The sequence below is a fragment of the uncultured Dysosmobacter sp. genome (genome assembly GCF_947631635.1).
Lineage (GTDB): Bacteria > Bacillota > Clostridia > Oscillospirales > Oscillospiraceae > Oscillibacter.
The window spans coordinates 261830-285320 of sequence record NZ_CANRMB010000001.1; the positions used below are offsets into that span (position 1 = coordinate 261830).

Genomic DNA, 23491 nt, shown 5'->3' on the forward strand with positions numbered 1-23491 from the left:
GGATCAATACGCTCAGCCTTCCTTCTTCCGGAAGGAGCCCTTGCCCTTTTTCACAGGGCGGCTGTGGGCGTAGGGATTTGGCTTTGCCCGCGGCTTGGGGCGGTTTTCCTTGGAGGGGCGGGAGCGCGGCTTCCTGGGAGCCGCGCCCTTGGGGGCGGCGGCAGGGGGCTGGGGCGCCCTGTGGGGAACGTCCTCCGGCGAAGCGCTCCCGCCGGGACTGTCCTTTGGGGCGGAGACGGCCTTGGGAGACTTTTTCCTGCCCTGCCGGAGATTTTTTTCGTGAGCCGCCTGTTCGGCTCTCCGTTCAGCGGCCCGCTGGGCCTTGACATCCAGCCGGGCGGCGGCCTCCGTATACCGGGCGGGGTCCAGCTCCGCCAGACGGCGGACGGCAGCGCTGGCGAGGCCGATGTCCGTCACCGCCGCGATGGCCACGGAGGTGCGGCCAAGGGCACGGCCCAGTTCGGCCTTCGTAAAGGGGAGGCGCAGCCACAGGCACTGTCCGGCGTCCGCAAAGCGCTCCGTCCTGCGGCGGGTATTGTCCGCCGCGTCGGCGGCCAGCAGCAGCACCCGGGCGTCCCGGGCGCGGGCCGCGGCCTCCACCGGCTCCTCTCCCAGGACCAGGTTGCCGCCCCGGAGGGCCAGACCCAGAAGGGAGAGAATGTTGTTATGACTGTTCATCCGCACCTCGCAGTTCCGCCTCCATGGCGTCATAGACCTCGGCGGGGATGGCCGTCTCAAAGGCACGCTCCAGCGCTCTGGTTTTCCTGGCCCGCTGGAGGCAGGCCACGTCGTGGCACACGTAGGCGCCGCGGCCGGGCTTCTTGCCGCCAAAGTCCAGACTGACGGTCCCCTCCGGGGACTTGACCACCCGGAGCAGGGACTTCTTATCTTTCATTTCCCGGCAGCCCACACACTGCCGCTGGGGGATCTTTTTTACTTTCGGCATCTGTCAGGCCGCCTTTCCTGTGATTATTCTTCCGCGGGGGCGTCGTCTTCCCCGATGATCTCCACCTGATCCTCGTCCACACCCTCCTCGGGGTCCTGATAGCTCTGGGGCTTGATATCGATCTTATAGCCGGTGAGGCGGGCGGCCAGACGGGCGTTCTGGCCCTCCTTGCCGATGGCCAGGGACAGCTGGTCGTCCGGCACCAGGACGCGGCAGGCCTTGCCCTCGTCCGCCATCCACACATCCACCACGTCGGCGGGAGCCAGGGCGGCGGCGATGAATTGCGCGGGGTCCTCGCTGTACTTGATGATGTCGATCTTCTCGCCCCGCAGCTCCTCCACGATACCGGCGACACGCTGGCCCTTGGGGCCCACACAGGCGCCGATGGGGTCCACGTTCTCGTCGTTGCTCCAGACGGCCATCTTTGTGCGGCTGCCGGCCTCCCGGGCGATGGACTTCACCTCCACGGTGCCGTCGTAGATCTCAGGGACTTCCAGCTCGAACAGACGCTTCACCAGGCCCGGATGGGTCCGGGAGATGAGGATCTGGGGACCGCGGGTGGAGCGGCGGACGTCCACCACATAGACCTTGACGTGCATGCCCTCTTCCAGCATCTCGCCGGGGACCTGCTCGCCCGACATCAGCAGCGCCTCCGTGGATTCCGTGCCGGTGCCGATGCGCAGGGACACGTTGCCGTTCCGGGGGTCGATGCGGGTGACCACGCCGGTGAGGATCTCATGCTGCTTGGAGTTGAACTCGTCATACACCTGGCCCCGCTCGGCCTCCCGCAGGCCCTGGATGATCACCTGCTTGCCGTTGCCTGCGGCGATGCGGCCAAACTCCATCTTGTCCACGGGGATGTTGACGATGTCGCCGATCTCATACTTGGCGGAGAGGGCCTTGGCCTCCTCCAGCGTCATTTCGTTGGCGGGGTCCACATAGTCCTCTTCGTCCACCACATTTTTCTGGACATACATCCGCAGGTCCTGATGCGCCTCATCCACGTCCACAATGACGTTTTCCACGCCCTCGTGGTCCCGCTTGTAGGCGGTGGTGATGGCCTGGATGATCTTTTCCATCATGAAGGTCTGGGGGATGTTGCGCTCCTTTTCCAGCAGCGCCAGGGCGGCGAAGATCTCCGCCGGATTCATCCCGGCGGGCTCTTTCTGCTTCTTGCCTTTCATCGGTCGATTCTCCTTGTTATGATATGAATTGATAATAAATCATTGACAGCTGCGGGCTTTTTTAAAATTCCACACGCAGGCGGACCAGGGCGACGTCCTTTTTCTCAAAGGTCATCTCCCGGCTGCCCACTGTGATGGTGACGGCGCCGGAGTCCGCATCGTGGGCGGTGAGGGTGCCGGCGAATTCCTTCCGGCCATCCTGACTGCGGTACAGCTTCACCAGCACGGGACTGCCCAGGAACCGCTGGAAATCAGAGGGACGCTTCAGCGCCCGCTCCGCTCCGGCGGAGCCGACCTCCAGGGTGTAGCTGCCCTCGATGGGGTCCGCCTCGTCCAAAAGGTCGGAGAGCTTCCGGGACACGTTCTCACAGTCCAGAATGTCCACGCCGCCCTCTTTGTCCAGCAGCACCCGCAGATACCAGGTGCCGGCCTCCTTGACATACTCCACGTCCCAGAGGGTGCATCCGGCCTCCGCGATAGCGGGCGCGGCAAGCTCGGCAGTGAGTTCCGTGATCTTTTTCATGGGAAGGCTCCCTTCATTTGCCAGATTTTACGAATTTTGAGAGATGGAAAAAGGCCAAGAAAAAGAGCGGACCGCAGGTCCACTCCATACCTTACACTCTCTAATATATGTATTTATAACACATCTTATAAAAAAGTGCAAGTATTTTCTTTACAATAAACAGCAATCGTGCAGGATCCCTTGGATCAGAGCGGAGATTTTTCCGCCTGCGGGCGCGCCCCTCCCGCCCGCGGGGCGCTTTACCGCCTCAAGGCGGCCGGCAGGCAGGAGAGCAGAAACAGCGCCAGGTTGGCGCAGACCACCGACGCGCCCACGGGGGTGGACATGGTGAAGGACACCGTCAGCCCCACACAGAAGCAAGTCACTGAAGTGACGGCGGCGCAGAGAATGACGCCCCGGAAGCTCTTGAACAGCCGCATGGCGGTGAGGGCGGGGAAGATGATCAGAGAGGAGATCAGCATGGCGCCCATCATCCGCATCCCCAGCACGATGGTCAGGGCCGTCAGGATCGCCAGCAGGGTGTTGTACCAGTCCACCTTCAGCCCGGTGGCCCGGGAGAAGTTCTCGTCAAAGGTCACGGCGAACAGCTTGTGGTAGAACAGGACGAAGAGCACCAGCACGGCGGCGCACAGCACCACAGACAGCGCCACATCCGCCTTGGACATGGCCAGGACGCTGCCGAACATGTAGTTGTCCACATCGGTGGTCATGCCCGTGGTGCGGGAGATGACCAGAATGCCCACGGCCAGGGAGGAGGCGCTCATGGCGGCGATGGCGGCGTCGCTGTTCCAGCGGGGATGGTCCGCCACCCGCAGCAGCAGGAACGCCGCCAGGATGACCACAGGAATGGAGAAATACAGCGGCGTGACGCCAAGGGCCACGGCGATGGCCAGGGCGCCGAAGGAGACGTGGCTGAGGCCGTCGCCGATCATGGAGTACCGCTTCAGCACCAGGGAGACGCCCAGCAGCGCCGCGCACAGGCTCACCAGCACCCCGGCGACCAGCGCCCGCTGCATGAAGGGGAAGGAAAACATCTGCAAAATGCTCATAGGTCGGCCTCCTGGAAGCGCCGTCCCAGGGGGGAGGCGAGATATTCCGGCGCGGTGCCCAAAAACAGGCCCCTGCGCCCGATGTGGAGGACCGTGCGGGCGCTGCGGAGGGCGGCCTTCAGATCATGGGTCACCATCACCACCGCCATGCCCTCCTTCTGGTTCAGGTAGGCCAGCGTCTTGTAGAGGTCCTGGGCCGCGGCGGGGTCCAGGCCGGTGATGGGCTCGTCCAGGATCAGCAGGCGGCTGGCGGCGCACAGGGCCCTGGCCAGCAGGACGCGCTGCTGCTGGCCGCCGGAGAGGTCCCGGTAGCAGGCGTCCTTCAGTTCCAGCACGCCCAGCTTGCCCATGTTCATCAGCGCCTCGGACTTCTGGGCGGCAGAGTAGAAAAAGCGCATCCCCTTGCGGTTCAGACAGCCGGAGAGGACCACCTCAAACACGGTGGCGGGAAAATCCCTCTGGGCGCGGGTCTGCTGGGGCAGGTAGCCCACAGCGCCCTTTTGCAGCTCCGGCGCCCGCCAGATCTCGCCGGACTGGGGCGTGAGCAGCCCCAGCAGGCCCCGCAGCAGGGTGGACTTGCCGGAGCCGTTGTCGCCCACGATGCAGAGGTAGTCTCCGGCCCGGATGGTCAGGTCCAGGTGGGACAGGACGCTCTGTCCCTCATAGCCCAGGGAGACGTCCCGGCAGACGATGAGTTCAGTTGTTCCCATGAACAGCCTCCTTCTCCGCGCAGGCCCCGCACAGGCCGGTCAGCACCGTCCGGCGGGGGTCGATGCGGAAGTGGTGGTCCGTTTCCAGATGGGTATAGAGCTCCCGCAGGTGGGAGCAGTCCAGGTGGACGATGCGGCCGCAGGCCTCGCACCGGAGGAGAAAGCAGTCCCGGCCCTCCGCCGGATGGGGGCAGTACTGATAGAACGCGCCCTCCTCGGTGCTGACCTTGTGGATGCGGCCCAGCTTTTCCAGCTTTTCCAGCTGGCGGTAGATGGTGGCGAGTCCCACGGGACTGCCCGCCCGGCGCAGGTCCTCTGCCAGGTCCGCGGCGGTCAGGGCCTCCTCGGCCCGGCGGGACAGGCAGTTCAGAATGGCCTGGTGCTGTTTGGTGGTGTACGGCATGGATGTGCCTCCAATATAAAAATGAGAATCATTTTCATATTATAGACAGGGATGGAAAAAAGTCAAGAGTAGTTGCAAAAAATGGGGAAGTGCGGTATGGTATAGTCAACGCAGTTGGAAAGGAGTGCAGGCTCCTTTTCAAGCGGCGGACGGATGGTCCGCCTGCGCACAAGGCGCCCATGCGTTTCCCATGAAGTCAGGCGCAGAGGACCGCATAGGCGGTCTGCGGCGCTGCACAGCGCTGCATGGAAAAGACTTTTTGGAAGTCTTTTCAACTGTGCCGGCTATCAGAATAGAAAACCCGCTGCGTAAGGGTGCGCAAAAACAAGATTAGGAGAAGATCGCATGAAAGTATCTCTGGTCATCATGGCGGCGGGACTGGGGTCCCGCTACGGCGGCAGCAAGCAGGTGGACGGGATTGGTCCGCACCATGAGATTTTGATGGAATATTCCATTTACGACGCCCTGCGGGCGGGCTTCAACAAGGTCGTGTTCATCATCAAACCGGAGATGGAGGAGATGATGCGCCGCCTGTGCGGGGACTATCTGGAGAAAAAGACGGCCAGGGACGGCAGTCCTGTGGAAGTGGCCTATGTCTTTCAGGATTTTTCCTCGATGCCGGATTTCTATACCATCCCGCCGGAGCGGACCAAGCCCTTCGGCACGGTCCACGCCCTGCTGTGCGCGGCGGACGCGGTGCGGGAGCCCTGCTGCGTCATCAACGCGGACGACTACTATGGCATCGACGCCTACCAGACCATCTATGACGAGCTGGTCAGGCTGCCCGCGGAGGGGAAGGCCACCATGGTGGGCTACCTGCTGAAAAACACCGCCAGTCTCCACGGCACGGTCTCCCGGGGGATCTGCACCGTGGCGGATGGAAAGCTCCAGTCCGTCCGGGAGGCGCTGAAGGTCCAGATGTATCCCGACGGCTCCCTGAAGGACCTGGCGGAGGACCGGGACCTGGCGCCGGACACCGTGGTGTCCATGAACTTCTGGGGCTTTGCGCCCTCCATCTTCCCGGCCCTGCGGGCGTATTTTGAAAATTTCCTGCGCCATGAGGCGGGGGACAACATCAAGGCGGAGTGCCTGCTCCCCGTGATGGTGGACCAGCAGATGCAAGATGGAAAGCTGGAGGTGTCCGTGCTCCACTCCACGGACAGGTGGTTTGGCATGACCTACCAGCAGGACCGGGAGGTGGTGGCCGCGGAGCTGAAAAAGCTCCATGAGACGGGCGCCTACCCGGAGGACCTGCGGAAATGAGACCTATCCGCCCGGCGGAAAAGGCCGGATCGACCTGTGAAAAAGCGCGTACGGCATGCCGTACGCGCTTTTTTTTGCCGCAAACACTGTTTTTCCGCCGGGCGGCGGGGATTCAAACCCTTTGGTGATTTTGAAACAATTTGATACCAAAATTTTAACAAATTGTTTCGACTTTTTTCGCCCTGTTTCGTCTATAATAGAAAGCGGATCAACAATGCGGCCAGAGGAGCGGACATATATGGCGGGAAAGAGAGAGAAAGCAAACGGCAGAACGCGTCTGCCGGGGATCGTGGCCTTGCTGGCGGTGGCGGCGGTGGTGCTGACATCGGCGGGACCGGCGGGCGCGGCGGCGGATTCGCCGGTGGAGCGGATCACGGCGCAGCTGCTGCCGGCGGCGGAGCATGCGCCTGAGATGCAGGCGGCGGAGCCACCGCAGAAACAGCCGGAGGAGGCCGATGTCCCGGCGGAGCCGGAGAAGGCGCCCTTTGCCCCGGTGGCGGAGAGCGCCCCGGTGGAGGATGCGTATTTTGACGACGTGGTGTTCCTGGGGGATTCCCGCACGGAGGGCTTTCACCTTTACAGCGGCCTGAAAACAGGGACCTATTTTTACGCGGTGGGGGCCACGGTGGAATCCGTGTTCACCAAAAAGGCGTGGGAGACGCCCAAGGGCAAGGTGCCCCTGCTGGACGCGGTGGCGGCGGCGCCCTGCGGCAAGGTGTACGTGATGCTGGGCGTCAACGAGCTGGGCTGGGCCAAGACGGAGACTTTCCGGGACCAGTGTGCCAAGGTCATCGACCGCCTTCGGGAGGACCACCCCGGCGCGGAGGTGGTGCTCCAGTCCATCCTTCCGGTCAGCGCCAAGCAGGACGCCAAGGGCAGCTATGTGAACAACGGGCGCATCGCGGCCTACAACGAGGTACTCCTGGCGCTGGCGGAGGAGAAGGAGTGCCCTTACATCAACGTGGCGGAGGCCGTGGCGGACGAGAGCGGCTGCCTGCGGGCGGACTGGACCTTTGACGGCGTGCACTTGAATGTGACAGGCTGTCAGGCCTGGCTGGAATACCTGCGGACCCATCCCGTGGGGCAGGCGGAAGCAGGAGCGGAGGCGGGTGGGACCGCGGACGCGGCATGACGCGGCCTCCCACTCAGCCAGGGATTGTGCTTTTATGATTTGATAAGCGGAAGCGGCCTTGCCCAACGGGCAGGGCCGCTTATTTTACACCTTGGAAGGACTTCAAAATTGCGCTTCAAAGTAGTACCAGCAGGGGGACAGGCGGCGGGTGAAACCGCGGTTGTCCCCCTCGCCGCGCCATTGCCAGCCGCCGTCCGCTTCCGCCAGAGGAAGGTCTGCGTTTTGGAAGGCCAGGGGCACGTCGTCCGGGGAGTAGTAGAAGCCATAATAGCCGGGGCCGGTGAGCAGGTATTCCACCATGGGGTGGCGGCCGTCCCAGTGGTTTACAGCGGAGAAGGCCGAGCCGCGGTAGGTGAGGGGGATCTCCCCGCTGAAATAGCCGTCCATGTCGGACTGCAGCTCCCCATGGTGGGCCTCCACATAGCGGGCCGCCCGCCGTTCCGGGGTACAGCAGGTGAGGATGAGACCGGAGAAAAGCACGCAGAAAACAGGCAGAAGAAAACTCCTTTTGGGCATAGAGACCTCCGGCTTTCAGGTGTCGAATTTACAGTAGTACAGGGCCTTGGCATCGGCGTCATAGATCGCAATGGTGACGTTGTAGGAATACCGCCGGAAGAGATGAAGATCGCTGTGGGGGTCGGTATCCTCGGCCTGCCGGTCCTCAAAATAGTAATATCCGTTCTCGACGAGGGGGAAACAGCGGACCCCGTCCTGGGTGATATAGGGCCCCGTGCCGGAGACGCCGTAGACAAACGCCTGTAAATTGCCGCTGAGAGGCAGGGAGCGCCAGCGGTTTTGAACACGGCTGCCGAAGCTGTCGTCGGGAAAGGTGAGCTCCACGAAGGTCAGGCCGTCTCCGTGGAAGCCGCCGTGACTGTCGGAGGAGGCGGCCACGGTCCCGCCGGAGACGTCAGTGCCCAGGGCGCGGGAGATCTTGGCGGTCTCGCTGAGAGACGAGACCGCGTCAGACAGGGCTCGGTGCATGGACAGGGAGAGCAGGAGGAGAACTGCCAGAAAAAACGGGATCAAACGGTGCATCAAAGGACTCCTTTCACGAGGACTGGCCCGCGGCCAGACAGGCGGAGAGGGACCAGGTGTGCCAGTCGGCGCACTCCCGGCAGGCGCTGATACGGCGGTTGAGGATCAAAGTATCCAGCCGCCGCTGGCCGCCGTTCCGGTCCCAGCAGGCCAGGCCGCCATCCAGCCGCTCCAGCTGAGAGAGAGTATCATAGGACAGGTCATAGAGCAGGTATTCCACGTCGATGGCGGCGCTTTCACCGGCCAGATACCGGTCCACCTGGTCCTTTGCCACCAGATAGTCCACGGGGACGCAGTTGATGACCAGCCATCCCGCCAGGGCCAGGGGAAAGGCCAGCCTGCAGAAACTGCGGTCCGGCCTTTGGACCTTGCGCAGAGCCGCCAGCAGGAAGAGGGCCATCATCACCATGCCCCAGTAGGTCATACAGCGCTTGAAGCTGAGGCCATAGGCGGAGACATACAGGGTCATCCGCCAGGCGGCGGAGGCCAGCAGCACCAGGCTCTCCAGCGCCAGAAGGGCGGCAAGCAGGCGGACGGCCGTCCAGCACCGCCCCTCCTGCCGGGAGAAGGACAGCGCCGCCATGACGGCGGTGAGGTTCACGGCGGTGACGCCCACCATCTGGAAAAAGCCGCTGCGGGCCCACTCGGCATAGCTGATGCCCCGCTGGGCCAGATAGTCTGCCCCGCCGAACAGCCCGGCGGACTGGATTGCCAGAAAAAGCAGATACAGCGCGTCCAGGGCCGCCAGGACCATGGCAAAGCCCAGGGCGTCGGCGGCGGGCTGCTTTTCGCCGTTGCGCGCCTTCAAAGGGACGGGATGGCGGAGACTGTACAGCAGTCCGAAGAGGAAGGGCGTCAGCACCAGGCCCCAGATCAGCTTCCACAGCGCAGTGGAGAAGTGTGCCTGCATGAACCGCCGGAGGTCCGCCGTGGCGGCGGCGAACAGCGCGTCGGCCGAGGCCAGGATGGGAATGAGGAACGCCAGCAGGACCAGGGCGCAGACAGCTCCCGCCGCCAGGGGCAGGACCCTGCGGCGGTCCCGGCTCTTTCCCGCCGCGGCCGCGGCAGGCACCGCTCCCAGATGGCAGAAAAGCCCCCGCAGCAGCAATAGGAAGCGCTCCCACAGCATCATGGGCCGCCACCAGGGCAGCTGGGCCGCGCCGGAGAGGGCCAGGGCGTGGACCGGCAGGAGCACCAGCAGGGCCATCAGGTTCCAGAGGCGGAAATACCAGTTGGAGCCCAGGGCCATGGCCGCCGCCAGGAACAGGTTGAACAGCAGGAGCACGCGGTTGGAACGGAGGGACAGGGGGGCGGTCCCGGTGTAGCACAGGACCAGGACATACCAGGCGAACACCGCGGCGGTCAGTCCGGCGGTGGGGCCGTGCCAGATCAGCGTGTCCGTCAGCAGGACACAAAACGCGGCTGTAAAGAACAGGAACAGGCGGTCCCGGGGGGCGGCCTCATAGGTTTTGGCGGGATTTTGGGCAGACTTTACCAGGCCCTCCGCCGGGAGGGCTTTTTCAAATGCAGACATATCCAATTCTCCTATCGTTACTGTCCGTCAAAAGCGGACGTTTTTTTCAGGCCCATTCGTATTCCACGCGGCCAACAGTACCGTCTTCCAGCAGGTAGACGATCATATATTCCGGGAACCACTCCAGGCCCCGCCCGCTGCCGATCCAGTAGCAGCGGCGCAGCTCGCCCTGCCATGCTTCCGTTGAGACGGGGCCAAGGAGGACGTCCAGTTCCGCTTCCTGCATCCCCATCAGCCCGTCGTACTGCCGGAGGAGGCTGCCCACCAGATTGCCCCGGTTGTGCATGGCCTCCCACCGGGCGGGCGTGAAGTGGTGGCGGCAGTAAAAGACGGCGCAGAACAGGAGGGCGCCGCAGAGCAGCATGGCCCGGCGGCGGTTTCGGCCCGCCGCCCTCATGATGGCTCCTCCTTTTCCGGCACAAATTCCAGAATGTCCCCCGGCTGGCAGTCCAGGGCAGAGCAGATGGCCTCCAGCGTGGAGAACCGGACGGCCTTGGCCTTGTTGTTTTTCAAGATGGAGAGATTGGCAAGGGTGATGTCCACCTTTTCAGAGAGCTGGGAGAGGGACATCTTCCGCTTTGCCATCATCACATCCAGATTGACGATAATTGCCATTGTGCGCCCCCTTATATGATCGTGTCGTTTTCGGCCTTTACCTCCGCCGCCTGGCGGAAGAGACCGGCGGCCACCAGACAGCACAGCCCCAGCATGACGAAGAGGGGAATAAACAGAGCCGTGTAGGAGAGCCAGGGATGGAGCGAGGCCAGCAGCCGGCAGACGCAGATGGTCTTGACCAGGGCGGCTCCGGCGATGACGAAGCAGCCGGCGGCGGCTCAGTGCAGGCAGCGGGCATTGCGGACGGAAAAGGGCTGGCCGTCGGCCACGGAGGCCAGCAGGCGGATGCCCTGGACCAGGATCACCGCGCCGCAGACGCCGCAGACCGTCAGAAACAGGGCCAGCACGGCGGTGCGGGGCGTCTGCCAGACGTCCCGCAGAAGGATGCGGAGCAGATTTCCCAGGCCGTCGTCAAAGTCATAGTCAAAGGTGGCGGACAGAGCGGCAAAGGTGAGTCCCTCGGGATTCCCGCTGCGGATATAGGCGAAGGCCGGAGCCAGGGGGACCACCAGAACATCCAGGCACAGCAGGAGCGCCAGCACGCCGACCAGCCAGCCGGACAGCTTTTGTACAGGAAGCGGTTTCATAGGCTCCCTCCTTAAATCGTCAGGTCGTTTTCCGCCTTCAGCTCCGCCGCCTGGCGGAAGAGGGCGGACATCACCAGGCAAAGCAGGCCGAACATGGCGAACAGCGGCACGAACAGGGCGTTGTAGGTGGCCAGGGGCGCGGCGGAGCGGTAGTGCCAGACGCTCCAGACCACCCGCGCCAAAGCCGCGGCGGCGATGAGGAAGGCGGCCACAGCGGCCCGCTTCAAAGAGACGGCGTTTTTCGTGGAAAACGGTTCTCCCTGGAGAATGGTCTTCAGCACCCGGCGGGCCTGCCAGAGGATGACGGCGGTGCAGATGCCTGCAAAGAGCAGAAACAGTGTCAGAACGATGCTGTAAGCATCCATCTCCGCCCATCCCCAAAGCCAGATCAGGGCGCTGCCGGCGATACCCGCCATCACGATATCGTCCTCGCCGGGGAACAGGATGCCGCCCAGATAGGCGCGGACGCCCTCCAGAAGCCCCCCCTTTCCGCTGACGAATACGGCGGTGGGGATCAGGTACAAAATAACGATGTTGCAGACCAGCGCGATGATGACCAGGATATTCAGGATTTTGGCGATTTTTTGCACAGCGGTCGAATCCATAAGCGGTTCCTCCATTCGGCGTTACATGCGGGTGATATGGTCCATTCACTTGAAAAACCGCACGGGATTTTTCAAGCGGGCGATGCCCGCTGTGCGTAAAGCGCACAGTGATTGCCTATGAAATGCAAATCAAGGCCGCGGTCCGCGGCCTGTCACAGCGCACATGCGCTGCGACACTTGAAAAGTGGATCTGCCGCTTTTCAAGTTATTTCATTATAAACTCCTGATTATAAACTCCATCAGCACGGCATACCCTGCCAGGAAAAGCAGAAATATGGCGGCGGAAGCCAGCAGGCGGCCTTTGCGCCTTTGGCGGACGCCCTGGACCAGCAGGACGGCCGCGAGAAGCAACAGCAGCAGGGAGATGGGGGTCCAGTAGGCGGTGAGTCCCATGGCAATGCCTCCTTTTTCTGGTATCCTACCACATAGATTATTGAATGTCAATTATTTTTTATCGTTTTTCAATAAAAACGTGGGGGACAGAAGGATGAGACTGCAAGGCGGGTCCGGATAGGCGTGTCTAACGGAAAAAACAGCAAGGCGGACGGCCTTTCGGACCGTCCGCCTTGCTGTATGATATAGAGAAAGGAGAGGGAAAATGGTGTGTGTCAATCAAGCTTCCCGCTTGATGGTTTTATCATAGCGGGTGGAAAAACGAAAGTCAACGGCTGAAAGGGAACCTTCACAATTTGTTTACAACCAGCCGGGTTTCGACATTTTTTGTTCACAAATCGTTCAAAAAATATTAGCATTTTACATATTGACGGCATAGGAGAACTGTGTTAGTATTTAGTACACTAATTTTTAGCCTGCTAAATATTAAATGGAAAGGAGGCGGCGTATGGAATATCCCAAGGCCCTGGGTCCGATGCTGGGCTGCTGCGCGCGTCTGGCAAGGGAACGGATGGACGCAAGGCTGTCCGGCTGTGACGTGACCCCCGCACAGACACACGCCCTGCTGTACCTCCACCGCCACGGAGGGCAGGCGCCCCAATGCGAGGTAACGGCGTTTTGGAAGGTGAAGCCCTCCACAGCCAACGGGATTTTGGACCGGATGGAGGAAAAGGGGCTGGTCCGGCGCACGGTCAGCGGCAGCGACGCCCGGAAGCGCCTCATCACGCTGACGGAGAAGGGGAAGGAACAGCAGGCGCTGTTCCAGGAGCGGCTTCTGGACACGGAGCGGGCACTTCTCCGGGGCTTTACCCCAGAGGAGGAACAGACGCTGCGGGGACTGCTGGACAGGATCATGCGCAATTTAGAGGAGGACCGGAACCTATGATCAGAAAACTGTGGCCCTACGCAAGGCCTTACACCAAATGGATCGCTGCCGGTGTGGCGTGCAGCGCGGCGGAGGCCGTCTTTGAACTGCTGATCCCACTGGTCATGAGCGATATCGTGGATATCGGCATCGCCAGCGGGGACAGGAACTTTATCATGCAGAAGGGCGGCCTGATGGTCGCCATGGCCATGGTATCCCTGGCGTTCGGCCTGGGAGCGGCGGTGTGTTCGTCCGTGGCCGGACAGGGCTTTGGCTCCAATCTGCGGCGGGCGGAGTATGACCATATCCAGGAGTATGCCTTCTCCAACATCGAGAAGTTCTCCACCGCCTCCCTGGTGACCCGCCTGACCAGCGACGCGCAGGCCATGCAGATGTCCCTGATGATGGGGATGCGGCTGCTGGTGCGCGCTCCGGTGATGCTGGTCTCGGCGCTGTTCCTCTCCATCCGCATCAGCTTCCAGCTGAGCAATGTGTTCCTGGTGGCGCTGCCCCTGCTGCTGATCGTGGTGGCGGGGATCTTGAAAAGGGTCGGGCCCATGTTCCGCTCCCTCCAGGAGAAGACCGACGCGCTGAACCTGGTGGTGCAGGAGAACCTGACCGGCATCCGGGTGGTGAAGTCCTTTGTCCGGGAGCCGTATGAGGAGGAGAAATTCGCCCAGCGGAACCAGGACCTGAAGGGAACCTCGGAAAAAGCCTTCGGCACGGTGGTGGTCAACATGCCCATCATGATGCTGATCATCTACGGCACCATCATCGCCGTCATGTGGTTCGGCGGCAAAATGGTCTATGCCGGAACGCTGGAGACCGGCAAGCTCATCACCTTCTTCACCTATATCACCCAGATCCTGACCTCCCTGATGATGGTGTCCATGGTGTTCATGATGCTGACCCGCTCCGTGGCCTGCGCCAAGCGCATCGTGGAGGTGCTGGAGGAGCGGCCCGCCATCACCGACGATGAGGCGGAGACGGATACGGACGCCGATGGCTGCGAGACGCCCGCCGCCGTGGCGGACGGCAGCATCGACTTCGACCAGGTGTCCTTCAAGTATAACGCCGACAGTCCGGAATGGATCCTGCGGGATATCGACCTCCACATCCGATCTGGGCAGACCGTGGGCATTCTGGGGGGCACCGGCAGCGCCAAGACCACCCTGGTGTCCCTGATCCCCCGGCTGTACGAGGCCACGGAGGGCACCGTCTCCGTGGGCGGCAGGCCGGTGAAGGCATACACCATGGAGCACCTGCGGGACGCGGTGGGCATGGTGCTGCAAAAGAACACACTGTTCTCCGGCACCATCCGGGAGAATCTGCTCTGGGGCGACCCCAACGCCACGGAGGAGGCGCTGTGGGCGGCCTGCCGGGCGGCCTGCGCCGACGAGTTTTTGGAGCGGATGCCGGACGGCCTGGACACGGATCTGGGCCAGGGCGGCGTCAACGTGTCCGGCGGGCAGAAACAGCGCCTCTGCATCGCCCGGGCGATCTTAAAACGCCCCAAGGTCCTGATCCTGGACGACTCCACCAGCGCCGTGGACACCGCCACGGACGCCAAGATCCGCAAGGTGTTCGCCCAGGAGCTGAAGGACACCACGAAGATCATCATCGCCCAGCGGGTGGCCTCCGTCTGTGAGGCGGACCTGATCCTGGTGATGGACGGGGGCCGCATCGTGGCCCAGGGGACCCATGAGACCTTGATGGAGACCTGCGGGATCTACCGCGAGGTCTACCAGTCCCAGCAGGAAGGAGTGAGCATCGGTGGCTGAACAGAACACAACTCCCCGGGGCCGCGGCCCCGGTCACGGCCCGAAGGGCGGCTTCCGCAAGCCGAAGAATATGCGGAGCACCTTGCGCAAGCTGATGCGGTATCTGGGACGGTACAAGGCGCACCTGGTGCTGGTGGCGTGCCTGTTGGTCATCAGCTCCGCCTGCACCGTGGGCGGTTCCTACCTCATCAAGCCGCTGATCAACGACTATATCCTGCCCGGTGATTTTGCCGGCCTCGCCCGGATGCTGGGCATGATGGCGCTGGTCTATATCACCGGCGCGGCCTGCTCCTTTGGCTACGCCCGCATCATGGTCCACGTGTCCCAGAACACCGTGGCGAAGATCCGCACGGATCTGTTCGGCCACATGCAGTCCATGCCGCTGCAATACTTTGACACCCACACCCACGGCGAGCTGATGAGCCACTACACCAACGACATCGAGACCGTTTCCGAGGCGCTGAACAACAGCTTTGGCAACCTGATCTCCTGTTCCCTGAATTTCACGGGAACGGTCATCATGATGCTTGTTCTCAGCCCGGTGCTCAGTCTCATCACCTTTGCCATGATCGGCGTGATGCTGCTGGTGGTCAAGACCATCGGCAGCCGCAGCCGCCGGTATTTCGCGGCCCAGCAGCAGGCCGTGGGCCAGGTCAACGGCTATATCGAGGAGATGATCGAGGGGCAGAAGGTCATCAAGGTCTTTAACCACGAGCAGGCGGCCAAGGAGGGCTTTTACCAGAGAAATGAGGTCTACCGGCAGGCGGGGACCCGCGCCCAGATCTTCTCCGGCATGATGATGCCCGCCATGGGCAACCTCAACTATATCAACTACGCCATCACCTGCTGCGTGGGCGGCCTGCTGGCCATCCGCAGCGGCGACCTGGGCGGTCTGGCGGCGTTTTTGCAGTACACCCGGCAGGTGAGCCAGCCCATCACCCAGATCTCCCAGCAGGTGAACACCATCCTCTCCGCCGTGGCCGGCGCGGAGCGGGTGTTCGAGGCCATGGAGGCCCAGCCGGAGGTGAATGCGGGCAAGGTCCAGCTGGTCCGGGTCACCGAGGACCGGGCGGGCAGACTGGCGGAGGCCGACTTCGACACCGGCGCCTGGGCCTGGAAGCGCCCGGACGGCACGCTGACGCCCCTGCGGGGCGACGTGCGGTTCGATCATGTGGTATTTGGCTACGACCCCCGCAAGATCATCCTCCACGACATCTCCCTGTTTGCCAAGCCGGGGCAGAAGATCGCCTTTGTGGGCTCCACCGGCGCTGGAAAGACCACCATCACCAGTCTCATCAACCGCTTTTACGAGATCCAGAGCGGTACCATCACCTATGACGGCATCGACGTGCGGGACATCGGAAAGGACTCCCTGCGCCGGTCTCTGGGCGTGGTACTGCAGGACACCCACCTGTTTACCGGCACCGTGGCGGACAACATCCGGTACGGGCGGCTGGACGCCACCGACGAGGAGGTGGAGGCCGCCGCCAAGCTGGCGGGAGCGGACAGCTTTATCCGCCACCTGCCCAAGGGCTATGATACGGTGCTCTCCGGAGACGGCGGCAACCTGAGCCAGGGCGAGCGGCAGCTTTTGAACATCGCCCGGGCGGCCTGCGCCAATCCGCCGGTGCTGATCCTGGACGAGGCCACCAGCTCCATCGACACCCGCACAGAGAAGATCATTGAGCGGGGCATGGACCGCCTGATGGCGGGCCGGACGGTGTTCGTCATCGCCCACCGGCTGAGCACCGTCCGCAACGCCAAGGCCATCATGGTTTTGGAGCAGGGCGAGATCATCGAGCGGGGCGACCACGACGATCTGATCCAGCAGCACGGCCGGTATTATCAGCTGTATACAGGACAATTGGAGCTGGATTGAAACCAGAAGCGCCCGGACGAAAGTCCGGGCGCTTTGTTTTGCGGTCAGTCAAGCTGCCATCCGTCAGCGGAAGAGATCACATAGGTATCGCCTAGGACGAGCCGGGTGCCTGCCTCATCCAGGGTGTAGGTGTCGCCTGTTTCCACAAAGACCCTGCCGTACTGGTCGGTGACGACGGCGGCTAAACAGAGCTCGTCGCCCGCCGTCAGGGGGACGGTCAAGTCCGGGAGGCGGAAAAAGTTATAGTCGTGGGGGGAAAAGCCCCGAAAACTGCTTGGCACCGCGCAGGGCTCCGCCCAGGCCACCAGCTTTCGGTTTTTAAACAGGCCGGCCCGGATTTGGACTGGGACGGAATGATATGACCGGGTGGTATACAGGTAGCGGCCCACCGACGCTTCCTCCAGGACCAGTGTGCTGTCTTCGGGAAGCGCGCCCCACATAAAGTTCGTTTGAAGCTTCACCTGGGGGATGGAATCACTGTACAGGCCGGAATAGGTATCCAGCAGCTGCATTTCCCGGCTGCCGCCGGTCTCAAATACGATGTAGAGGCGGATGTCATCCGTCAGCGCCGCCGTGACCTCGCCGGTGAAGGTCTGCCCCTGGGGCGCATAGGGGCCAAAGCTCACAGACCCCTCCTCGTTCTGTACCTCCAGCCAGGCCGTCATGTCCTCCGAGAAGGTCTTTGAGATGGCCCGGAAGGAGAAGGTGACCGTGTTTTGGACGTAGTCCGTGGCAATGATCTCCGTGCTGTGATCCGCCGTCAGGCCGTTCTGGGACATCAGGATCTCCTCCACCTGGGCGGAGATGCCGCCGATCTGCCGATTGACGGAATCAGTGACGCTGTACACGGCGGCCTGCAGGCTGGCATATTGTCCATCCACCCGGTCCAGACGTTCGAACAGGCTCCAAAGCACAAAGACCAGGCACACGGCGGCTGTGGCCATGGCGGTTTTGAAGAGCAGGCGGCGCTTTTGGGACATGGGTTTGGGCTGGGCCGTCAGATAGCGGCCCACGATCTCCTCCACCATTTGAAGCTGGGCCTCCGTCAGTTCGCTGTTCGGCGGGGCGGAGGGCGCGTCCTCCAGCCCCAGCAGCCACCCCACGGATACACCGAACAGCTTCGACAGGGCCACCAGCTTGTCGATCTCCGGCAGGGCGGTGCCGGACTCCCATTTGTAGATGGACTGGCGGGAGACGCCCAGCCGGTCCCCAAGGCCCTCCTGGGAGAGTCCCAGCTCCTTTCGCTTTTGGGCAATGCGCTGGCCGATGGTCATAGGATCAGCCTCCTTTTACGGACAGTATAGCGGAAACGGGGGAGAATTTCCACCAACCGGGGGCTTTCTTTTCGTCAACCGGCGGTTAGCAGGCGGAGGAAAGCCTTGCAGATACAGAAAGCATCAGGCATGCCGTCTCCGGCACGCCTGATGCTTTTTATTCCTGGGGCTTTTCCTCCGCGGGAGGCTCCGCATCCCCGGAGGGGGCTTCCGCCTCCGGCTCCTCCTGGGCCACCTCCGCCGGGGCCTCGATCTTCTGGGAGATCATGTGCACCTTTTTGGCAGGGGCCTCGATCTCGGGGGGGCGGGTGACGGTGGAGGCATAGGCGTCCTCCACCAGCGCCGGGTCCCGGCCCTCGATGATGGCCACCATCTCCGCGCCGGTGATGGTCTCCTTTTCCAGCAGATAGGCCACCACCTTGTCCATGTCCTCCCGGTTATTCCGAATGGTCTCCACGGCCTGCCGGTAGCACTGGTCCAGGATCTCCTTCACCGCCTGGTCCATCCGGGCGGCGGTGTCCTGGGCGCAGTCCATGCCGTAGCCGCCGTCCAGGTACTGGTTCCGGCGGGAGGCCAGGGCCATCATGCCGAACTCGTCGCTCATGCCGAACATGGCAACCATGTTCCGGGCCACGTTGGTGGCGTCCTGAATGTCCTGAGAGGCGCCGTTGGTCATGGTGTTCATCACCACCTCCTCGGCGGCACGGCCGCCCATGGAGACGGCGATCTTCGCCATCAGCTCCTCCTTTGTCCGCAGCTCGGTCTTGTCCTCCTCGGGCATCAGCAGGGTATAGCCCAGAGAGCCCTGGGTGTGGGGAACGATGGTGATCTTCTGCACCGGCTCGGTGTTCTTCTGCTTGTAGGCCACCATGGCGTGGCCCACCTCATGATAGGCCACCAGCTTCTTTTCAAACTCGGTGAGGACGCTGCCCTTTTTCTCCGTACCGGCGATGACCAGCTCAAAGGCGGCCAGCAGGTCCTCCTGGGTCACCAGCCTGCGGCCCTTGCGGACGGCCCGCAGGGCGGCCTCGTTCACCAGGTTGGCAAGATCCGCGCCCACGCAGCCCGCGGTGGCCAGGGCGACCTTTTTCAGATCCACGTCCTCGCCCAGCTTGATATTCCGGGTGTGGACCTGGAGAGTGGCAATGCGGCCCGCCAGATTGGGCCGGTCGATGGTGATGCGGCGGTCGAACCGGCCGGGGCGCAGCAGCGCCTGGTCCAGCACCTCCGGGCGGTTGGTGGCGGCCAGCAGGATCACGCCCTTGGTGGGGTCAAAGCCGTCCATCTCCGCCAGCAGCTGGTTCAGGGTCTGCTCCCGCTCGTCGTTGCCGCCCATGCGGTTGTCCCGGGATTTGCCGATGGTGTCGATCTCGTCGATGAACACGATGCAGGGGGCCACCTTGCTGGCCTCCTTGAACAGGTCGCGGACACGGGACGCGCCCACGCCCACGAACATCTCCACAAAGTCGGAGCCGGAGATGGAGAAGAAGGGCACGTTGGCCTCCCCGGCCACAGCCTTGGCCAGCAGGGTCTTGCCCGTGCCCGGAGGGCCTACCAGCAGGGCGCCCTTGGGGAGCTTGGCGCCGATCTCCGTGTATTTCTGGGGGTTGTGGAGAAAGTCGATGATCTCCGTCAGGGATTCCTTGGCCTCATCCTGGCCCGCCACGTCCCGGAAGGTGACGCCGGTGGATTTCTCCATATACACCTTGGCGTTGGCTTTCCCCACGCCGCCGATGCCGCCCATGCCGCCCTTTTTTGCCATGAAGCCCATGAGCAGGGACATGACCAGCAGAATGACCACAAAGGGCAGCAGCTGAATCAGGAACACCATCAGGGTGCTCATGGGAGGCTGATAGGCCTTGTCGACACGGACGGAGGGGGCCACCTCCCGCAGATAGGCGCGGGTGGCGTCGTTGGACTCGATCTGGACAGTGAACAGGTCCAGGGTGGTGTCCGGCAGGGGCGTGCCGTTTTTGTCAGTGGTGGAATAGACAGCGCGGCCCTCTTCGTCGGTGCGTTTGAGGAAGACGGTGCCGTCCTCGGCGGTGTAGGTATAGCCGTCCTTTGGTGTGATGTGGAGAATGGCCTCGTCGGTGTCAAAGGCGACCTCCTCCACCTGCTGGCTCTCCGCCATCGCCTCAAAGTCGCTGTATTCCAGCTCCACCGAGGAGGCAGAGTGAGCGGCGCTGTTCATGTAGGTGCTGGCATAGCTGATGCCGATGGTCAGCAGCAGCGCCCAGCACACCAGAGAGAGCACGCCCCGCCAGTTGCTGTTGTTCTTGCTGCCGTTCGGTTTTTTGTTCTTGTTGTTTTGGTCCATGTATCGGGACTCCTTTCCAGGGAAAGAACCTTCCAAAATTATAACGCAGTATACCATAAAAGCGGCGGGGCCACAAGGACAAGGCCCACTTTTTTGATGAAGTTTCTGTAAATTCCTACTTTATTGTATCCAGCTCCTGTGGTATACTATCACCTGAATGCGACAAAATCTTCGTTTGAGGGAGAAACTATGGACGAGCAGAGGAAAAACAGCCTCACCGCCGAGGCGGACGGCATCATCGAGGGCCGCAACGCCGTCATCGAGGCCCTGCGGGCGGGGGAGGCCATCGACAAGATCTACCTCCAGAAGGGCGAGACCGACAAGACCCTGGGGCACATCGCCTCCAAGGCCCGGGCGGCGGGCGTCGTGGTGGTGGAGGCGGACAGGCGGAAGCTGGACGCCATGAGCCGCACCCACGCCCACCAGGGCGTCATCGCCCTGGCGGCGGTGCGGGAGTACGTCAGCGTGGAGAGCATTTTGCAGGCGGCGGCGGACAGGGGGGAGAAGCCCCTCATCGTGGTCTGCGACGAGATCTCCGACCCCCACAACCTGGGGGCCATCATCCGGACCGCCGAGTGCGCCGGGGCCCACGGCGTGGTGATCCCCAAGCGCCGCAGCGCGGGCCTGACCGCCGTGGTGGCCAAGACCTCCGCCGGCGCGGTGGCCCATGTGCCGGTGGCCCGGGTGCCCAACATCCCGGCGCTGCTGAAGGATCTGAAAAAGCAGGGCATGTGGGTGTTCGGCACGGCGGCGGACGGCAATACCACCCTGTACGACGCGGATCTGAAGGGTCCGGCGGCCATCGTCATCGGCAGCGAGGGCGACGGCATGACCCGCCTCGCCGCGGAAAACTGCGATTTCCTGGTCAGTATCCCCATGCGGGGCAGGCTGAATTCCCTGAACGCCTCCGCCGCAGCGGCGATTCTGCTGTACGAGGCGGTGCGGCAGCGGCTTGGATAAACGGAAGGACAAAGAGGAACGACATGGCTCCGAAGGATACGAATGATTTATATGAGACACTGACGGGCGGGACCGACGTGCCTCCCGCGGCGGAGGAGTTTTCCCTGGAGGAGATCCTGGCGGAGTACGGCGGGAGCCTGGAACAGCACCTGCTGCAGGACGCGGACCGGGAGACGGCACCAAAGCAGGCCCCTCCCAAAGCGCCGGAGGCGCGGCCCTCCCGGACACCGCCCCGCCAGGAGAGCGCGCCGGAGAAGGAACCGGACCCCGCGCTGGAGGCAGAGCGCCTGCGCCAGGAGGCCAGGGACAAGCTGCTGGCCCAGGCGGTGGACCTGGAAAAGCTGGAGCGGGAGCTGCCCCGGGCGCCGCGGCCCATCTCCCTGGAGGAGGTCGTGGGCAATACGGTGGAAGCCGTGATGGAGGAGCGGGAGGCGGAACCCCTGCTGAAACCCCGGCGGGGCCTGTTCTCCCGGCGGAAGCTGGAGGAGACGGAGGAGCTTTACGCCCGGCCGGAGTCGGAGGAGGAAGCGGCGGAAGCAGAGGAGATCGGACCGGAGCTGGAGCCCTTTGAGGCGTCGGCGGACTACCGGGCGGAATATAAGAGCCGGAAGAGCACGCTGCCTCTGGCGGCGTTCCTGGCCCTGGTGCCCACGGCCCTGCTGAGCGCGGAGCGGTATGGCGTCACAGTCCCCTATTGGTCGGGGGACGCAAAGGTCCAGAGCCTGTTTTTGCTGGCGTGCCTGGCCCTGGTGTCGCTGCTGTGCCGGAAGGTATTCGCCAAGGGGGCGGAGATGCTGGCGCGGAAGCGCTGCACTAGCGAGCTGCTGATCTCCGTATCGGCGTTGGCGGCGGCGGCGGACTGCGCGGCCCGCCTGCTGCTGCCGGAGCGGAGCGCCGCCATGCCCTATGCGTCCATCAGCTGCCTGGCCCTGGTGTTCGCCCTGTGGGGAGACAGCCGGGAGAGCCGGGGGATGTACGACACCTTCCGGGCCGCGGCGGTGGACGACGAGCCGCCGTATCTGGTCACGGAGACGGAGCGGGGGGCCTGCAAGCAGCGGGGGGCGGTCCCGGGTTTTTACACCACCGCCATGCGGGATGACGCCGCCACCCTGTGGCAGACGGCCATGCTGCCGGTGGTCCTGGTGGCGTCTATCGTGTTCGCCGGCCTCAGCTCCCTGGGGCAGGGACGGGGCAGCGACTTTCTGCTGAACTGGTCCGCCATCCTGGCGGGGGGAGCCACCTTTGCGCTGCCCCTCTGCTGGGGCCTGCCCTGGTCGAAGCTGGCCCGGCACCTGCAAAAGGCCGGCTGTGCCGTGGCGGGCTGGTCCGGCGCGGAGAAGGTCAGCCGCCGGAGGAGCATGATCGTGACGGACACGGACTTGTTCCCGCCGGGGACCATGCAGCTCAACGGCGTGAAGGTCTACGGCGAGGAGTTGCAGAAGGCGGTGTCCTACGCCGCCTCCATGGCCCGGGCTGCGGGCTGCGGCCTGGAGCGGCTGTTTGACGGCCTGCTGCGGGGAGAGCTGGGCCACTATGAAAAGGTGGACGATTTCAGCTTCTATGAGGAGGGCGGCTACTCCGCGGCGATCCGTGGAGAGTCGGTGCTGCTGGGCACCGCGTCCTTCATGCGGAAGATGGAGGTGCGCCTGCCCGGCGACATCAACCTAAAGACCGGCATTTTCCTGGCGGTGGACCGCCAGCTGGCCGCGGTATTCGCGGTGAAGTACAATCCGTCGGAAAACGTGGACTTCGCCCTGCGGATGATGAGGCGCAGCCATATCACGCCCATCCTGGCGGCACGGGACCCCAACATCACCCCGGCGCTGCTGAAGCGCAAATTCCACAAGGGCGTGAAGGTGGAGTATCCGGACCTGACCACCCGGGTGGCCTTCAGCGAGGTGGAGCAGGACCGGGGACTGCCCCGGGCGCTGCTGTTCCGGGAGGGCCTGCTGCCCTATGCGGAGACGGTGGCTGGAAGCCGCCGCCTGTGCAAGTCCGTCCGCCGGGCCACGGCGCTGTCCATCCTGGGCAGCGCGGCGGGAACGCTGCTGGCCTTCTATCTGGTGTTCCAGGGAAAGTACGACCTGCTGACGCCGCTGGCGCTGGAGATGTTTTTGCTCCTGTGGACCCTGCCGGTGCTGGTGATGGCGGACTGGACGGGGAGATATTAAGAGCCTATCCGCAAATAATGCGTATACGTCTTGCGGCCATATTTAGCGTCATACTGCGTCGCTTTTCCTTGCCGGGCGATAGCCCGCCTGCGGAAAATCTCCTTATCTGGCGAAAAATCTGTCTCGCAATCCGCATATGCCTTATTTAAGGATAGGCTCTAAGAGCCGAGACAGGTGTGGAGGGTTTGACCGTCCGGCAGAGGCCGTATCTACCCCCGCGGGATATCAAAGAGACCGCAGGATCCCCCGAACTATAGCG

24 protein-coding genes and 1 pseudogene are annotated in these 23491 nt (G+C 63.2%); 7 read left to right on the top strand and 18 right to left on the bottom strand.

The window, feature by feature from the left end:
• Positions 1-12: 12 nt before the first annotated feature.
• From Q0Z71_RS01335 to Q0Z71_RS01365, 7 genes are all read right to left on the bottom strand, one after another.
• Positions 13-678 carry a 50S ribosomal protein L7 gene (locus Q0Z71_RS01335; RefSeq protein WP_298017060.1) on the bottom strand — a complete coding sequence of 222 codons (666 nt, stop codon included), beginning with the start codon at positions 676-678 and terminating at the stop codon, positions 13-15.
• Positions 665-946 (bottom strand): RNase P modulator RnpM, encoded by a 282-nt coding sequence (locus Q0Z71_RS01340; protein WP_298017064.1) that lies wholly within the window; start codon positions 944-946, stop codon positions 665-667. The genes Q0Z71_RS01335 and Q0Z71_RS01340 overlap by 14 nt, the downstream gene beginning before the upstream one ends.
• 23 nt (positions 947-969) lie before the next feature.
• Positions 970-2130 carry a transcription termination factor NusA gene (gene nusA / locus Q0Z71_RS01345; protein WP_298017068.1) on the bottom strand — a complete coding sequence of 387 codons (1161 nt, stop codon included), beginning with the start codon at positions 2128-2130 and terminating at the stop codon, positions 970-972.
• 61 nt (positions 2131-2191) lie between these two features.
• Positions 2192-2653 (bottom strand): ribosome maturation factor RimP, encoded by a 462-nt coding sequence (gene rimP / locus Q0Z71_RS01350; protein WP_298017072.1) that lies wholly within the window; start codon positions 2651-2653, stop codon positions 2192-2194.
• Between the two features lie 239 nt (positions 2654-2892).
• The gene (locus Q0Z71_RS01355) at positions 2893-3702 is read right to left on the bottom strand and encodes a metal ABC transporter permease (RefSeq protein ID WP_298017075.1); all 810 of its coding nucleotides are present in this window, start codon (positions 3700-3702) and stop codon (positions 2893-2895) included.
• Positions 3699-4412 (bottom strand): metal ABC transporter ATP-binding protein, encoded by a 714-nt coding sequence (locus Q0Z71_RS01360; RefSeq protein ID WP_298017078.1) that lies wholly within the window; start codon positions 4410-4412, stop codon positions 3699-3701. The genes Q0Z71_RS01355 and Q0Z71_RS01360 overlap by 4 nt, the downstream gene beginning before the upstream one ends.
• Positions 4399-4815, bottom strand: coding sequence for a Fur family transcriptional regulator (locus Q0Z71_RS01365; protein ID WP_298017081.1), 417 nt, complete (start codon positions 4813-4815; stop codon positions 4399-4401). Before Q0Z71_RS01365 ends, Q0Z71_RS01360 begins: the two co-directional genes overlap by 14 nt.
• Positions 4816-5160: 345 nt before the next feature.
• Here Q0Z71_RS01365 and Q0Z71_RS01370 point away from each other — a divergent pair, with 345 nt between their 5' ends.
• Positions 5161-6078 (top strand): sugar phosphate nucleotidyltransferase, encoded by a 918-nt coding sequence (locus Q0Z71_RS01370; protein WP_298017084.1) that lies wholly within the window; start codon positions 5161-5163, stop codon positions 6076-6078.
• Positions 6079-6316: 238 nt separating this feature from the next.
• A complete protein-coding gene (locus Q0Z71_RS01375; protein ID WP_298017087.1) occupies positions 6317-7210 on the top strand; it encodes a GDSL-type esterase/lipase family protein in 894 nt (297 codons plus the stop codon).
• Between the two features lie 102 nt (positions 7211-7312).
• Here Q0Z71_RS01375 and Q0Z71_RS01380 read toward each other — a convergent pair whose 3' ends face one another.
• The 9 genes and pseudogenes from Q0Z71_RS01380 to Q0Z71_RS01415 all read right to left on the bottom strand — a co-directional run bounded on the left by Q0Z71_RS01380 (position 7313) and on the right by Q0Z71_RS01415 (position 11982).
• Entirely contained in the window at positions 7313-7726 is a 414-nt protein-coding gene (locus Q0Z71_RS01380) for a hypothetical protein (protein ID WP_298017090.1), read from the bottom strand.
• Positions 7727-7741: 15 nt separating this feature from the next.
• Positions 7742-8248, bottom strand: coding sequence for a hypothetical protein (locus Q0Z71_RS01385; protein ID WP_298017092.1), 507 nt, complete (start codon positions 8246-8248; stop codon positions 7742-7744).
• Positions 8249-8261: 13 nt separating this feature from the next.
• Entirely contained in the window at positions 8262-9782 is a 1521-nt protein-coding gene (locus Q0Z71_RS01390) for a DUF4153 domain-containing protein (protein WP_298017096.1), read from the bottom strand.
• A 46-nt stretch (positions 9783-9828) separates the two neighbouring features.
• Complete coding sequence (locus tag Q0Z71_RS01395) at positions 9829-10179, bottom strand: hypothetical protein (RefSeq protein WP_298017099.1); 351 nt, start codon at positions 10177-10179, stop codon at positions 9829-9831.
• On the bottom strand, positions 10176-10397 hold the full coding sequence (locus Q0Z71_RS01400) for a helix-turn-helix transcriptional regulator (protein WP_298017102.1): 222 nt from the start codon (positions 10395-10397) through the stop codon (positions 10176-10178). Before Q0Z71_RS01400 ends, Q0Z71_RS01395 begins: the two co-directional genes overlap by 4 nt.
• Positions 10398-10408: 11 nt before the next feature.
• A pseudogene (locus Q0Z71_RS17050) lies at positions 10409-10597 on the bottom strand (DUF2975 domain-containing protein); the annotation flags it as partial.
• An 18-nt stretch (positions 10598-10615) separates the two neighbouring features.
• Positions 10616-10984, bottom strand: coding sequence for a DUF2975 domain-containing protein (locus Q0Z71_RS01405; protein ID WP_298017105.1), 369 nt, complete (start codon positions 10982-10984; stop codon positions 10616-10618).
• A gap of 11 nt (positions 10985-10995) precedes the next feature.
• Positions 10996-11589, bottom strand: coding sequence for a DUF2975 domain-containing protein (locus Q0Z71_RS01410; protein ID WP_298017108.1), 594 nt, complete (start codon positions 11587-11589; stop codon positions 10996-10998).
• Between the two features lie 213 nt (positions 11590-11802).
• Positions 11803-11982, bottom strand: a complete 180-nt coding sequence (locus tag Q0Z71_RS01415; protein WP_298017111.1) for a hypothetical protein — start codon at positions 11980-11982, stop codon at positions 11803-11805.
• Positions 11983-12430: 448 nt separating this feature from the next.
• Between Q0Z71_RS01415 and Q0Z71_RS01420 the strand changes: the two genes are divergently transcribed.
• From Q0Z71_RS01420 to Q0Z71_RS01430, 3 genes are all read left to right on the top strand, one after another.
• On the top strand, positions 12431-12868 hold the full coding sequence (locus Q0Z71_RS01420) for a MarR family winged helix-turn-helix transcriptional regulator (RefSeq protein ID WP_298017114.1): 438 nt from the start codon (positions 12431-12433) through the stop codon (positions 12866-12868).
• The gene (locus tag Q0Z71_RS01425; protein ID WP_298017119.1) at positions 12865-14628 is read left to right on the top strand and encodes an ABC transporter ATP-binding protein; all 1764 of its coding nucleotides are present in this window, start codon (positions 12865-12867) and stop codon (positions 14626-14628) included. Before Q0Z71_RS01420 ends, Q0Z71_RS01425 begins: the two co-directional genes overlap by 4 nt.
• Before the next feature lie 70 nt (positions 14629-14698).
• Positions 14699-16507 (top strand): ABC transporter ATP-binding protein, encoded by a 1809-nt coding sequence (locus Q0Z71_RS01430; protein ID WP_298017300.1) that lies wholly within the window; start codon positions 14699-14701, stop codon positions 16505-16507.
• A gap of 44 nt (positions 16508-16551) precedes the next feature.
• Here Q0Z71_RS01430 and Q0Z71_RS01435 read toward each other — a convergent pair whose 3' ends face one another.
• Together Q0Z71_RS01435 and ftsH are read right to left on the bottom strand one after the other, a co-directional pair.
• Positions 16552-17781 carry a helix-turn-helix domain-containing protein gene (locus Q0Z71_RS01435; RefSeq protein WP_298017122.1) on the bottom strand — a complete coding sequence of 410 codons (1230 nt, stop codon included), beginning with the start codon at positions 17779-17781 and terminating at the stop codon, positions 16552-16554.
• Between the two features lie 157 nt (positions 17782-17938).
• Entirely contained in the window at positions 17939-20101 is a 2163-nt protein-coding gene (gene ftsH, locus Q0Z71_RS01440) for an ATP-dependent zinc metalloprotease FtsH (RefSeq protein WP_298017124.1), read from the bottom strand.
• A 189-nt stretch (positions 20102-20290) separates the two neighbouring features.
• Here ftsH and rlmB point away from each other — a divergent pair, with 189 nt between their 5' ends.
• Positions 20291-21061, top strand: coding sequence for a 23S rRNA (guanosine(2251)-2'-O)-methyltransferase RlmB (gene rlmB / locus Q0Z71_RS01445; protein WP_298017127.1), 771 nt, complete (start codon positions 20291-20293; stop codon positions 21059-21061).
• 23 nt (positions 21062-21084) lie between these two features.
• Entirely contained in the window at positions 21085-23232 is a 2148-nt protein-coding gene (locus Q0Z71_RS01450; protein ID WP_298017130.1) for a hypothetical protein, read from the top strand.
• Positions 23233-23491: the final 259 nt, after the last annotated feature.

Bases quoted from the DNA above. Each gene is read 5' to 3' on its own strand.
- Q0Z71_RS01335 (WP_298017060.1), bottom strand. From the start codon at position 678: ATGAACAGTCATAACAACATTCTCTCCCTTCTGGGTCTGGCCCTCCGG.
- Q0Z71_RS01340 (WP_298017064.1), bottom strand. From the start codon at position 946: ATGCCGAAAGTAAAAAAGATCCCCCAGCGGCAGTGTGTGGGCTGCCGG.
- nusA (WP_298017068.1), bottom strand. From the start codon at position 2,130: ATGAAAGGCAAGAAGCAGAAAGAGCCCGCCGGGATGAATCCGGCGGAG.
- rimP (WP_298017072.1), bottom strand. From the start codon at position 2,653: ATGAAAAAGATCACGGAACTCACTGCCGAGCTTGCCGCGCCCGCTATC.
- Q0Z71_RS01355 (WP_298017075.1), bottom strand. From the start codon at position 3,702: ATGAGCATTTTGCAGATGTTTTCCTTCCCCTTCATGCAGCGGGCGCTG.
- Q0Z71_RS01360 (WP_298017078.1), bottom strand. From the start codon at position 4,412: ATGGGAACAACTGAACTCATCGTCTGCCGGGACGTCTCCCTGGGCTAT.
- Q0Z71_RS01365 (WP_298017081.1), bottom strand. From the start codon at position 4,815: ATGCCGTACACCACCAAACAGCACCAGGCCATTCTGAACTGCCTGTCC.
- Q0Z71_RS01370 (WP_298017084.1), top strand. From the start codon at position 5,161: ATGAAAGTATCTCTGGTCATCATGGCGGCGGGACTGGGGTCCCGCTAC.
- Q0Z71_RS01375 (WP_298017087.1), top strand. From the start codon at position 6,317: ATGGCGGGAAAGAGAGAGAAAGCAAACGGCAGAACGCGTCTGCCGGGG.
- Q0Z71_RS01380 (WP_298017090.1), bottom strand. From the start codon at position 7,726: ATGCCCAAAAGGAGTTTTCTTCTGCCTGTTTTCTGCGTGCTTTTCTCC.
- Q0Z71_RS01385 (WP_298017092.1), bottom strand. From the start codon at position 8,248: ATGCACCGTTTGATCCCGTTTTTTCTGGCAGTTCTCCTCCTGCTCTCC.
- Q0Z71_RS01390 (WP_298017096.1), bottom strand. From the start codon at position 9,782: ATGTCTGCATTTGAAAAAGCCCTCCCGGCGGAGGGCCTGGTAAAGTCT.
- Q0Z71_RS01395 (WP_298017099.1), bottom strand. From the start codon at position 10,179: ATGAGGGCGGCGGGCCGAAACCGCCGCCGGGCCATGCTGCTCTGCGGC.
- Q0Z71_RS01400 (WP_298017102.1), bottom strand. From the start codon at position 10,397: ATGGCAATTATCGTCAATCTGGATGTGATGATGGCAAAGCGGAAGATG.
- Q0Z71_RS01405 (WP_298017105.1), bottom strand. From the start codon at position 10,984: ATGAAACCGCTTCCTGTACAAAAGCTGTCCGGCTGGCTGGTCGGCGTG.
- Q0Z71_RS01410 (WP_298017108.1), bottom strand. From the start codon at position 11,589: ATGGATTCGACCGCTGTGCAAAAAATCGCCAAAATCCTGAATATCCTG.
- Q0Z71_RS01415 (WP_298017111.1), bottom strand. From the start codon at position 11,982: ATGGGACTCACCGCCTACTGGACCCCCATCTCCCTGCTGCTGTTGCTT.
- Q0Z71_RS01420 (WP_298017114.1), top strand. From the start codon at position 12,431: ATGGAATATCCCAAGGCCCTGGGTCCGATGCTGGGCTGCTGCGCGCGT.
- Q0Z71_RS01425 (WP_298017119.1), top strand. From the start codon at position 12,865: ATGATCAGAAAACTGTGGCCCTACGCAAGGCCTTACACCAAATGGATC.
- Q0Z71_RS01430 (WP_298017300.1), top strand. From the start codon at position 14,699: ATGCGGAGCACCTTGCGCAAGCTGATGCGGTATCTGGGACGGTACAAG.
- Q0Z71_RS01435 (WP_298017122.1), bottom strand. From the start codon at position 17,781: ATGACCATCGGCCAGCGCATTGCCCAAAAGCGAAAGGAGCTGGGACTC.
- ftsH (WP_298017124.1), bottom strand. From the start codon at position 20,101: ATGGACCAAAACAACAAGAACAAAAAACCGAACGGCAGCAAGAACAAC.
- rlmB (WP_298017127.1), top strand. From the start codon at position 20,291: ATGGACGAGCAGAGGAAAAACAGCCTCACCGCCGAGGCGGACGGCATC.
- Q0Z71_RS01450 (WP_298017130.1), top strand. From the start codon at position 21,085: ATGGCTCCGAAGGATACGAATGATTTATATGAGACACTGACGGGCGGG.